At 65.5% G+C, this 12,144-nt stretch carries 10 protein-coding genes and 1 pseudogene; all 11 read left to right on the forward strand.

Annotated features, from left to right (window positions below):
• The first annotated feature begins 65 nt into the window (after positions 1–65).
• Complete coding sequence (locus I6F37_RS31605) at positions 66–1,595, forward strand: malonyl-CoA synthase (RefSeq protein WP_225153682.1); 1,530 nt, start codon at positions 66–68, stop codon at positions 1,593–1,595.
• A gap of 508 nt (positions 1,596–2,103) precedes the next feature.
• On the forward strand, positions 2,104–2,502 hold the full coding sequence (sdhC, locus tag I6F37_RS31610; protein ID WP_036024159.1) for a succinate dehydrogenase, cytochrome b556 subunit: 399 nt from the start codon (positions 2,104–2,106) through the stop codon (positions 2,500–2,502).
• Complete coding sequence (gene sdhD / locus I6F37_RS31615; RefSeq protein ID WP_036002745.1) at positions 2,499–2,915, forward strand: succinate dehydrogenase, hydrophobic membrane anchor protein; 417 nt, start codon at positions 2,499–2,501, stop codon at positions 2,913–2,915. The genes sdhC and sdhD overlap by 4 nt, the downstream gene beginning before the upstream one ends.
• A gap of 3 nt (positions 2,916–2,918) precedes the next feature.
• Positions 2,919–4,754: a succinate dehydrogenase flavoprotein subunit gene (gene sdhA / locus I6F37_RS31620; protein WP_036002747.1), complete on the forward strand. Its 1,836-nt coding sequence runs from the start codon at positions 2,919–2,921 to the stop codon at positions 4,752–4,754.
• Positions 4,755–4,796: 42 nt separating this feature from the next.
• Positions 4,797–5,579 (forward strand): succinate dehydrogenase iron-sulfur subunit, encoded by a 783-nt coding sequence (locus I6F37_RS31625; RefSeq protein WP_036002750.1) that lies wholly within the window; start codon positions 4,797–4,799, stop codon positions 5,577–5,579.
• A gap of 187 nt (positions 5,580–5,766) precedes the next feature.
• The gene (locus I6F37_RS31630) at positions 5,767–7,911 is read left to right on the forward strand and encodes a hybrid sensor histidine kinase/response regulator (protein WP_225153684.1); all 2,145 of its coding nucleotides are present in this window, start codon (positions 5,767–5,769) and stop codon (positions 7,909–7,911) included.
• Positions 7,912–7,965: 54 nt separating this feature from the next.
• Entirely contained in the window at positions 7,966–9,912 is a 1,947-nt protein-coding gene (locus I6F37_RS31635) for an ABC transporter ATP-binding protein/permease (protein ID WP_036002757.1), read from the forward strand.
• Between the two features lie 164 nt (positions 9,913–10,076).
• Positions 10,077–10,901 carry an FkbM family methyltransferase gene (locus tag I6F37_RS31640; protein ID WP_225138504.1) on the forward strand — a complete coding sequence of 275 codons (825 nt, stop codon included), beginning with the start codon at positions 10,077–10,079 and terminating at the stop codon, positions 10,899–10,901.
• Positions 10,902–10,925: 24 nt separating this feature from the next.
• Entirely contained in the window at positions 10,926–11,312 is a 387-nt protein-coding gene (locus I6F37_RS31645; RefSeq protein ID WP_036002763.1) for a VOC family protein, read from the forward strand.
• Between the two features lie 83 nt (positions 11,313–11,395).
• Entirely contained in the window at positions 11,396–11,638 is a 243-nt protein-coding gene (locus I6F37_RS31650; RefSeq protein ID WP_036002774.1) for a hypothetical protein, read from the forward strand.
• A 184-nt stretch (positions 11,639–11,822) separates the two neighbouring features.
• A pseudogene (locus I6F37_RS31655) lies at positions 11,823–12,144 on the forward strand (OmpA family protein); the annotation flags it as partial.

Below are 12,144 nucleotides of genomic sequence, written 5' to 3' on the forward strand. Positions count from 1 at the left end.
ATCGGGGCGGTTTTTGCTAATCCAGCCCTCGGTTTTGACCGGCCTATGCCGGTGAGGAATGTTGCATGAACCAAGCTGCCAACGCCAATTTGTTTTCCCGTCTGTTCGATGGCCTCGCCGATCCGAAGCGGCTCGCGATCGAGACGCATGACGGCGCGCATATCAGCTATGGCGATCTGATCGCGCGCGCGGGCCAAATGGCGAACGTGCTGGTCGCGCGCGGCGTGAAGCCGGGCGACCGTGTCGCGGTGCAGGTGGAGAAGTCGGTGGCCAATATCGTGCTGTATCTCGGCACAGTGCGCGCCGGCGCGGTTTATCTGCCGCTGAACACGGCCTATACGCTGAACGAGCTCGACTATTTCATCGGCGATGCCGAGCCGTCGCTGGTGGTCTGCGATCCCGCCAAGGCGGAAGGGCTGGCGACGATCGCAGGCAAAGTGAGCGCGATGGTCGAGACGCTCGGGGCTGACGGCAAGGGCTCGCTGACGGAGGCCGCCGACAAAGCGAGCCGCGAATTCACGACGGTGCCGCGTGAAAGCGACGATCTTGCCGCGATCCTCTACACCTCGGGCACCACCGGCCGCTCCAAGGGCGCGATGCTGACGCATGACAATCTCGCGTCTAACTCGCTCTCGCTCGTCGACTATTGGCGCTTCACCGACAAGGACGTCCTGATCCACGCGCTGCCGATCTACCACACCCACGGCCTGTTCGTGGCGACCAACGTGACGCTGTTCGCCCGCGCCTCGATGATCTTCCTGCCGAAGCTCGATCCGGACCTGATCATCAAGCTGATGGCGCGCGCCACGGTGCTGATGGGCGTGCCGACCTTCTACACCCGCCTGCTGCAGAACCCTGCGCTGTCGCACGAGACGACGAAGCACATGCGTCTGTTCATCTCGGGTTCGGCGCCGCTGCTCGCCGACACCCATCGCGAATGGTCGGCGCGCACGGGCCATGCCGTGCTCGAGCGCTACGGCATGACCGAGACCAACATGAACACGTCGAACCCGTATGACGGCGAGCGCGTGCCCGGCGCGGTCGGCTTTCCGCTGCCGGGCGTCTCCGTGCGCGTGACCGATCCCGAGACAGCGAAAGAGCTGCCGCGCGACGAAATCGGCATGATCGAGGTGAAGGGGCCGAACGTCTTCAAGGGCTATTGGCGCATGCCGGAGAAGACCAAGGCCGAATTCCGGCCCGACGGCTTCTTCATCACCGGCGATCTCGGCAAGATCGACGCCAAGGGTTACGTGCACATCCTCGGACGCGGCAAGGATCTCGTGATCTCCGGCGGCTTCAACGTCTACCCGAAGGAGATCGAGAGCGAGATCGATGCCATGCCTGGCGTGGTGGAGTCGGCCGTGATCGGCGTGCCGCACGCCGATTTCGGCGAGTGCGTCACCGCGGTGCTGGTGCGCCAGCCCGGCGCGAGCATCGATGAAGCGGCCGTGCTGAAGGGCCTCGACGGGCGCCTCGCGAAATTCAAGATGCCGAAGCGGGTCTTCGTGGTCGACGAGCTACCGCGCAATACGATGGGCAAGGTGCAGAAGAACGTGCTGCGCGAAACGTACAAGGATATTTACGCGAAGAAGTGAGAGAGCTCCGCTCTGTCGGGGTCATTGCGAGGAGCTCTTGCGACGAAGCAAGCCGGCTGCCGAGACCAACAGATAGCACCTGACACGTCGCACGGTCGGGCTGGGGTGGAATGCAGGGTGCGCATATCCGCCCGAGCGCGGGAACCGGTGCGCGTGCCGGGAGTCGCGGTGGGTCGCAGCCGGGACGGTTTACCCTCGGCATCGTCCCCTCGCACGTTGCGGCCGCACGGGCCCAAGGCGGCTTAGAGGCGTTCCAATAGCGATTTCAATGCGCCGTACGCTCGCGCCAAAGAGATGAATTTGGATTCCTATGTTCGTTGGCGGACCGATAGGCTGGTATACCAAGACCCTGATTGGCCTTGGTTCATCAAGGCCATAGAGCTGAACCACAATTCGGTTTATGGCGATTTGGTGATTGCGCAGGCCAGATCGACTCCGTAAATAGAGCCCACCTTTCGCGATCCCCGCGCGCCCCATGCTGGGCCGCAACAAACATCAAAAGCCGCCCATGACCGCACGGATCGAACGACCGCTTTCGCCGCACATCCAAACCTATCGCTGGACGCTGACGATGGCTCTGTCCATCGTCCATCGCGCCACCGGTATCGCCCTTTACGTCGGAACCCTGCTGCTGGTCTGGTGGCTGGTTGCCGCGGCCTCCGGCCCGGCCGCCTATGCCCATGTCCAGGCTTTCTCCAGCAGCATCATCGGCCGGCTGATTGTGTTCGGCTACACCTGGGCCCTGATGCACCACATGCTTAGCGGCATCCGGCATTTCGTCTGGGATCTCGGCTACGGCTTCAAGGCCAATGAGCGCGAAGCGCTGACCTGGGGCGCCCTGGTCGGCGGCATCGCACTGACGGTGCTGATCTGGATCATCGCTTATGCGAACGGAGGCGGCCGATGAGCTTTGACGAGTCCCACGGCTCTCCGAAGCGTCCCTCGATGCGCACCCCGCTCGGGCGCGTCCGCAATCTCGGCGCCGCGCATTCCGGCACGTCCGATTTCTGGCGCCAGCGCATCACCGGCGTCGCCATGACGCTGCTGATGATCCCGGCGCTGGTCATCATCATGATGCTGCTCGGCCGCAACCAGGTCTACGCGGCGCAGACCCTGAGCTCCATTCCCGTTGCGGTGATCCTGCTGCTCTTCATCTTCGCCAGCGCCTGGCACATGAAGATCGGCATGCAGGTGGTGATCGAGGACTACGTCCATAACGAGAAGCTCAAGCTCACCGCGATCATGCTCAACAATTTCTTCTCGGTCGCCGTGGCGCTCGCCTCGACCTACGCGATCCTGAAGCTCTCTTCCGGAGTGTAACCCATGGCCGCTGAGACCAATGGCAAGGGCAACGGCGCTCCCGCCACCAACGGAAAAGCCTATCCGATCGAAGACCACACCTATGACGTCGTCGTGGTCGGCGCCGGCGGTGCCGGCCTGCGCGCCGTCGTCGGCTGCAGCGAAGCCGGCCTCCGCACCGCCTGCATCACCAAGGTGTTTCCGACCCGTTCGCACACGGTCGCGGCGCAGGGCGGCATCTCCGCTTCGCTCGGCAACATGCACAAGGACGACTGGCGCTGGCACATGTACGACACCGTGAAGGGGTCGGACTGGCTCGGGGACCAGGACGCGATCGAATACATGGTGCGCAACGCGCCCGACGCGGTCTACGAGCTCGAGCATTGGGGCGTGCCGTTCTCGCGCACCGAGGACGGCAAGATCTACCAGCGTCCGTTCGGCGGCATGACCACCGAGTTCGGCAAGGCCCAGGCGCAGCGCACCTGCGCCGCCGCCGACCGCACCGGCCACGCCATGCTGCACACGATGTACGGCCAGTCGCTGCGCCACGCGGCCGAGTTCTTCATCGAGTTCTTCGCCATCGACCTGATCATGGACGACCAGGGCACCTGCCGCGGCGTCATCGCGCTCAAGCTCGACGACGGCACGCTGCACCGTTTCCGCGCCCAGACCACGATCCTGGCGACCGGCGGCTATGGCCGCGCCTATGCCTCCTGCACCTCGGCGCACACCTGCACCGGCGATGGCGGCGGCATGGTGCTGCGCGCCGGCCTGCCGATGCAGGACATGGAGTTCGTGCAGTTCCATCCGACCGGCATCTACGGCTCGGGCTGTCTCGTCACCGAGGGTGCGCGCGGCGAAGGCGGCTATCTCGTCAACGCCGAAGGCGAGCGCTTCATGGAGCGCTATGCGCCGTCGGCAAAGGACCTCGCTTCGCGCGACGTGGTCTCGCGCGCGATGACCATCGAGATCCGCGAGGGACGCGGCGTCGGCAAGAAGAAGGACCACATCTTCCTGCATCTCGACCATCTCGATCCCGCTGTGCTCGCCGAACGCCTGCCGGGCATCTCGGAATCGGCCAAGATCTTCGCCAATGTCGACGTGACGCGCGAGCCGATCCCGATCGTGCCGACCGTGCATTACAACATGGGCGGCATCCCCACGAACTATCACGGCGAGGTGCTGACCAAGAAGGACGGCGACGACAACGCGGTGATCCCCGGCCTGATGGCGATCGGCGAAGCGGCCTGCGTCTCCGTGCACGGCGCCAACCGCCTCGGCTCCAACTCGCTGATTGACCTCGTCGTGTTCGGCCGCGCCGCCGCGTTGCGCCTCGCCGAAAAGCTCACGCCCAATGCCAAGCAGCCCGAGCTGCCGACGAACTCGGCCGAGATGGCGCTCGGCCGCCTCGACCATTACCGCTACGCCTCAGGCGGCACGCCGACCGCGAAGCTGCGCGAAGGCATGCAGCACGTGATGCAGAACAATTGCGCGGTGTTCCGCACCGGCGAAGTGCTGAGCGAAGGCCAGAACCTGATCGCGAAGGTCCACAGCGGCATTACCGACATCGCAGTCTCCGACCGCTCGCTGGTGTGGAATTCGGACCTCGTCGAGACGCTGGAGTTCGACAATCTGATCTCGCAGGCGGTGGTGACGATGAACTCGGCCGCCAACCGCACCGAGAGCCGCGGCGCCCATGCCCGCGAGGACTTCTCCGAGCGCGACGACAAGAACTGGATGAAGCACACGCTGGCCTGGCTGGACGATGCCGGCAAGGTCAGGATCGAGTATCGCCCGGTTCACAACTACACCATGACCAACGACGTGCAGTACATCCCGCCCAAAGCTCGCGTTTACTAAACGTCGCGCGTGTATTGATCGAACAGCGAAGGCCTTAATCGAATGGTTGAATTCGCACTTCCGAAGAACTCCAAGATCACTGGCGGCAAGACCTGGCCGAAGCCCCCGGGCGCGACCGAGCTCCGCGAGTTCAAGGTCTATCGCTGGAATCCGGACGACGGCAAGAATCCAAGCGTCGATACCTATTACATCGACACCAATGATTGCGGCCCGATGGTGCTGGACGGCCTGATCTGGATCAAGAACCACATCGACCCGTCGCTGACCTTCCGCCGCTCCTGCCGTGAAGGCGTCTGCGGCTCCTGCGCGATGAACATCGACGGCCAGAACACGCTGGCCTGCACCAAGTCCATGCACGACGTGAAGGACGGCGCGGTGAAGATCAACCCGCTGCCGCATCAGCCGGTGGTGAAGGACCTCGTCCCCGACCTCACCAATTTCTACGCGCAATACGCCTCGGTCGAGCCCTGGCTGAAGACGACCTCGCCGACGCCGCAGAAGGAATGGCGCCAGAGCCACGAGGACCGCGAGAAGCTCGACGGCCTCTACGAGTGCATCCTCTGCGCCTGCTGCTCGACCTCCTGCCCGAGCTATTGGTGGAACAGCGAGCGCTATCTCGGCCCCGCCGCGCTGCTCCAGGCCAACCGCTGGGTCTCGGATTCGCGCGACGAGGCCACCGGCGAGCGGCTCGACAATCTCGAGGACCCGTTCCGGCTCTATCGCTGCCACACCATCATGAACTGCGCCAAGGCCTGCCCGAAGGGCCTCAACCCGGCCGAAGCCATCGCCGAGCTCAAGCTCAAGATGGTCGAACGCCAGATCTGAGGCGAAGTCCCCCCTGCCGCTCCGGCTAAACCGGCCGGGGTGTTCTGCATTTGCCGTTAATTCGAGCAGAATTTTTCTCTGACCCGCTCGACGCGCAAATTTCCGGCTCGCAACCAACGGTTCCAGCACAAGCTGCTTCCTTCCTTGCGCGGGATTCAGTTAAGCTCCCGTCAGGGACGGAGCGACTGTGCAGAGGGCGCAACGCAACTCGCTGAGGCTGTTGCAGTGGATGATGGCGGCATCCCTGGCGCTGCCGATTGGGCTGTTCGTCGTCGCCGCCGCGATCTCCTACACATCGACCAACGATACCGCCGACCGCGAGATCGAGCGCACGGTCGATGTCGCCCATGAGCACGCGCTCAAGGTCTTCGAGACCATCGACCGCAGCCTCGCCGAGCTCAACGAGGTCGTGCGCGGTCTGCCCGACGGCATCATCCGCGAGCGCGAGCCGGCGCTGCATCGCCGGCTGAAGCGGCTGACCGATTCGCTGCCGCAGCTCAAATCGGCCTGGATCTTCGACGCGAACGGAAAGGCGCTGGTCAACAGCCTCGTCTCGCCGCCGCCGGACCTGAGCTTTGCCGACCGCGATTACTTCTATTCCCATGTGGACCAGAGCATCGGCACGTTCATCGGCACGGCGCTGACGCCACGACCGCCCTATCAGGGCGCCCGATTCTTCGGCGTCAGCCGCCGCCGCGAGTCCGACGACGGTCGCTTCATCGGCGTGATCCAGGCCTCCGTGTTGCCGGAATATTTCGAAAGCTTCTATGCCAGGATCGGCACCGATCCCGGCAACTTCTTCGCGATGGGGCGCACCGACGGCGCAATGCTCGCGCATTTTCCCCGGCTCGACCACGAGCTTCGGCTCGATCCGACCGGACCGGTGGGCCAGAAGATCGCGACCCAGCCCGTGCACGGCCTCATCACGGTCGCTTGGCCCTCGGACGGTATCGAGCGGCGCATCGCCTACCGGCGCGTCGCCGAATATCCGATCTATGTCAGCGCCGGATTGGAGACCTCTGCGATCCGCGCACGCTGGCTCGCCACCATCGGCCAGCATCTGGTGTTCGGCATTCCCGCCACCGCGCTGCTGTTCCTGCTGCTGGTGCTCGCTCTGCGGCGTACCCAGCACCTTCAGGCCGAAGCTGCAAAGCGGCGCGAGGCCGAGGAGGCGCTCAAGCACAGCCAGCGGCTGGAAGCGCTCGGCCAGCTCACCGGCGGCGTCGCGCACGACTTCAACAACCTCCTGACGGTGATCCGTGCTTCGGTCGATCTCTTGAACCGTCCGCAGCTGACGGAGGAGCGGCGACAACGCTACATCACGGCCATTGCCGATTCGGTGGCGCGTGCGGCCAAGCTGACTTCGCAATTGCTCGCCTTTGCGCGGCGCCAGACCCTCAAGCCGGAGGTGTTCGACGTCGGCGCACGGGTGCAGTCGCTGCACGACATGCTCGCCACGCTACTGGGCCCCGCGATCGAGATCGTCATGCAACTGCCGGCGGAACCGTGCCTCGTCAATGCCGATGCCAGCCAGTTCGAGACGGCCCTGATCAACATGGCGACCAATGCGCGCGATGCCATGCAAGGCCAGGGGCGAATCGTTTTCAGGGTCGAGGCCACGACGACCGTTCCGGACGCGCTGGTGCAGCTTTCGGCCAGCCCAGACCACGGCTTCGTCCGCGTCACCGTCAGCGACACCGGCGTCGGCATTCCCGCCGCGCGGCTCGGCCGCATCTTCGAGCCGTTCTTCACCACCAAGCAGGTCGGCCGCGGCACCGGCCTCGGTCTGTCCCAGGTGTTCGGCTTCGCCCGACAATCCGGCGGCGAGGTGACCGTGACGAGCGAGGTGGGGCACGGCAGCACCTTCTCGCTCTATCTGCCGCGCGTGCCGCCGGGCCTGCTGCCGCAGCGCCAGGCTCCCAACACGGCGCCGGCGGTGGCCGGCAGCGGCATGTCGGTGCTGGTGGTCGAGGACAATATCGAGCTGGCCAATTTCGCCGCCGACGGGCTCACCGAGCTCGGCTACAGCATCACGTTGGTCGACAACGCGGCCGACGCGCTCGCCGAGCTCGTCGTGGACACCGACCGCTTCGATGTCGTGTTCTCGGACGTGGTGATGCCCGGCATGACCGGGCTCGATCTGGCGCAGGCGATCCGCGAGCGCAGCCTCGGCGTGCCGGTCGTGCTGACCACCGGCTACAGCCAGGCCCTGTCGCAGGAGGGTACAGGCGGCTGCGACCTCGTGCAAAAGCCTTATACGATCGAGGAATTGTCGCGCGTTCTGCATCGGGCGGCGCGGATCCGGCGCGTCAGGAACGGCGCCGCCGAATAGGGGCACGCGGAACTCTCGTGGGAACCGGCCGAGTTCCCTTGGCGTTGTCCGCTCATGTACAAGCCGGCCGCGACGCGTGAAAAGGGCAAGAAGCCGCCCATCATCGACATCCAGGGCGAGAACGGCGACGAAGTGACACCGCCGCCGCCCGAACTGGTCGAACCCGACCCCCAATTGTCACCCGAGGCAGCTGAGCAGGTCCGCAAGGATTATCTGCTGACACGGTTCTGGATCAGCGCCCGCGGCTTCTGGGGCCGCAACGGCGACCGCCTCGCCTGGCCGTTCTCGGTTGGTCTCGGCCTGCTGATCGTGCTGACCGTCGGCTTCCAATACGGCATCAATGTCTGGAATCGCGCGATCTTCGACGCCATCGAGAAGCGCGATGCGGCGAGCGTCTTCCATCTCACCGCAATGTTCTTCCCGCTCGCGATCGGCAGCATCGTGCTCGCAGTCGTGCAGGTGTTCGCGCGCATGGGCATCCAGCGACGCTGGCGCGCCTGGCTGACGGCGAGCGTGCTGACACGGTGGCTCAAGAACGGGCGCTACTATCAGCTCAACCTTGTCGGCGGCGACCACAAGAATCCCGAATACCGGATCGCGGAGGATTTGCGGATTGCGACCGACTCCCCCGTCGACTTCCTCGCCGGCGTGACTTCGGCGCTGCTGTCGGCCGCGACCTTCATCGTCGTGCTCTGGACCATCGGCGGGGCACTTACCGTCACGCTCGGCGGTTCGTCGGTGACCATTCCCGGCTTCCTCGTGATCGCCGCGATGCTGTACGCCGCGATCGCATCCGGATCGATCGTGGTGATCGGCCGGCGCTTCGTGCAGGTCTCCGAGGGCAAGAACCAGGCCGAAGCCGAGTTCCGCTACACCCTGACGCGCGTGCGCGAGAACGGCGAGAGCATCGCCCTGCTCGGCGGCGAGGAGGAGGAGCGCGACGGCATCGATCGCAACTTCACGAGCGTGCTGCGGCAATGGGCGCGCCTTGCCGGCCAGCACATGCGCACCACGCTGGTGTCGCAAGGATCGAGCCTCGTCGCGCCGGTCGTGCCGCTTCTGCTCTGCGCGCCAAAATTCCTCGACGGCAGCATGACGCTGGGCCAGGTGATGCAGGCCGCATCCGCCTTCACCATCGTGCAGAGCGCGTTCGGCTGGCTGGTCGACAATTATCCGCGGCTCGCCGACTGGAACGCCTGTGCACGCCGCATCGCCTCGCTGATGATGTCACTCGACGGCCTCGAGCGCGCCGAGCAGGGCGACGGCCTCGGCCGCATCAAGCGCGGCGAAACCAGCAACGAGGCCATGCTGGAGCTGAAGGATCTCTCGGTCACGCTCGACGACGGCACCGCCGTGGTCGGCGAGACCGAGGTGGTGATCGAGCCCGGCGAGCGGCTGCTGGTCGCCGGCGAATCCGGCACCGGCAAGAGCACGCTGGTGCGCGCCATCGCCGGGCTGTGGCCGTGGGGCGGCGGCAGCGTGAATTTCCATGCCGATCGCCGGCTGTTCATGCTGCCGCAGCGGCCCTATGTGCCCTCCGGCTCCTTGCGGCGGGCGGTCGCCTATCCCGGCGCGGCCGACCACTGGACTTTGGACGAGATCGGCGCAGCCCTGCACAAGGTCGGCCTCGATCATCTCAAGGAGAAGATCGAGGAGGAGGCACCGTGGGACCAGACCTTGTCGGGCGGCGAGAAGCAGCGCCTCGCCTTTGCGCGGCTGCTCCTGCACAACCCCGACATCGTCGTGCTCGATGAGGCGACCTCGGCGCTCGACGAGAAGAGCCAGGACAAGATGATGCAGATGATCACCGAGGCGCTGCCGAAGGCGACCATCGTCAGCGTCGCGCATCGCGCCGAGCTGGAGGCTTTCCACAGCCGCAAGATCGTGCTGGAGCGGCGCAAGGGCGGCGCCAAGCTCGTCAGCGATATCGACCTGATTCCGCGCAAGGGCAGGCGCAGGCTGCTGGGGCGGTTCTTGCGGCAGCGCAAGAAGGCGGCGTGAGGTTCGCGGCGTGTAGCCCGGATGGAGCGCAGCACAATCCGGGAAGATCTATCCGTCAGCAAGAATCCCGGATTTCGCTGCGCTCCATCCGGGCTACGGACCTGAAGTTGGAGTCCTCGTCAAAACCGGTTATGCATGCGCCGCCTGCAACGAGGATCTGCTGCTTGACGTCCGACAATGCCCCTTCGCCCGCGCCGTTCGGTGCGTTTGCGCCCAATGCGGCGCAGGCCGCGATCATCCGCCTCGCTCAACGGTCGGGACTGAAGCGCGGCGCGTTCCGGCCGTGGATGTCGCGGCTGGTCAACCTGCTGCGCAGCGGCCCGGTCGACGTCCAATATCAGGGCGCCTCGTTCCGCTTCCATCACCAGGGCAGCGCGACCGAGCGCGGCGCGCTGTTCAATCCCGACTACAATCTCGACGAGCTCGACTTCCTGCGCCAGCACACCCCTGCGGGCGGCACGTTCGTCGATGTCGGCGCCAATGTCGGCACCTTTGCGCTGGTGATGGCGCGGCAGGTCGGGCCATCCGGACAAGTGGTGGCGATCGAGCCGCATCCGCTGACCTTCGGACGGCTCTCGTTCAACCACGCCGCATCGAAGACGCCGCAGGTGCGCCTGGTGCAGGCCGCCGCCGGCGACAGCGACGGCGAGCTGATGATCGAGAGCGGCGGCGGCAATCTCGGCGCCACCCACGTCGTCACCGGCACGGCCAGTGCCGAGGCCATCAAGGTGCCGTCGCTGCGCCTGGTGCGCATTCTGGAGGAGGCCGGCGTCGGCCAAGTCGATTCGCTGAAGATCGACGTCGAGGGCTTTGAGGACCGCGTGCTGATCGGCTTCTTCCGCGACGCGCCGCAATCGCTCTGGCCACGTGCGGTGGTGATCGAGCATCTGTCACAAAACGAATGGCAGCAGGATTGTATTGCCGACATGGTCGGGCGCGGCTTTACGATCGCACGCAAGACACGAAGCAATACGTTTTTGTCCCGCTGACGGGTACGAACAAGGGAGGTTGCGATGATCGATCATCTGGGATTCTCCGTCTCCGACTATGAGCGCGCCAAGGCGTTCTATGCGAAGGCACTGGCGCCGCTCGGCTACAGCCTGATCATGGAGGTCACTGCCGAGCAGACCGGACACGCTGCGGCTGCAGGCTTCGGTGCCGACGGCAAGCCCGATTTCTGGATCGGGGGCGAAGGCGCGATGAACAAGCCGGTGCATGTCGCCATCCGCGCCAATGACCGCGCCACCGTCGATGCGTTCTACAAGACGGCGATGGCGGCCGGCGGCCGCGACAACGGCCCGCCCGGCATCCGCCCGCATTATCACGCGAACTATTACGGCGCCTTCGTGCTCGACCCCGACGGCCACAACATCGAAGCGGTCTGCCACACGCCGGAATAATCCGGTCTTCGAAGCGATGTGACGCGGAACATCGGTGCTGCACCTTCGTTGTTGTTCTCTGGACAACGATCCCGATGATGCCGATGCCGATTGAACCGCCCGAGATTCCGCCGTCGACGCCCGGTACGCCGACTGAGCCGCCGCCCGGAATCCCGCCCGGCAATCCGCAGCCCGAAATCACGCCGCCGGTGCGCGAGCCCGGCTCGCCGCCGCGGCCCGACGAATTGCCGGGCCGCATGCCTGAGGAGATCCCATCGCGCGGACCGAACGGGCCGCTCACGCCCAATCCTGCGACGGATGCGATTCCGCCGCGCGATCACGCGTGAAGCAGCGAAGCAATGTCAGGCGATTGCCACCAGCGTCTGAATGCGCAATGAACGTTGCCATAGTGAGATGATTTGCGTGCAGAAATAAATCGGGTCGCAGTTGCATCGCCCGCCACAATGCGGCCTAACGCTTAGCCGTTCATCCCGACACTTCGACAAAGAACCTTCCGGGGAAGTTCACCACATGACCAACCTTCGTTTCGTGCTGCTTGCGACGACGGCTCTGACCGCGATGCAATTGGCCAACACCGCATCGCATGCGCAAGACGCTGCGCCGTTCGTCGTCGCTCAGGCCCAGCCGCAGGACGCGGGCCCTGACGGAAGACCGAAGCAGCCGCCGAAGGGACCGCCAGGCGCGGCGCCGCCTGCAGCACCCGCACGCCCCGCGGCTCCGCCGCCGGCGGCTGCACCGCCCCAGCCGCCTGCAGCTCCTCCGCCGGCCGCAGCACCGCCGCGCCCGGCAGCGCCGCCACCGCCTCCGCCTCCCCCTGCGGCCCGCCCGGCAC

It is taken from the genome of Bradyrhizobium sp. NBAIM08, assembly GCF_020193935.1.
Taxonomy (GTDB): Bacteria; Pseudomonadota; Alphaproteobacteria; order Rhizobiales; family Xanthobacteraceae; genus Bradyrhizobium; species Bradyrhizobium yuanmingense.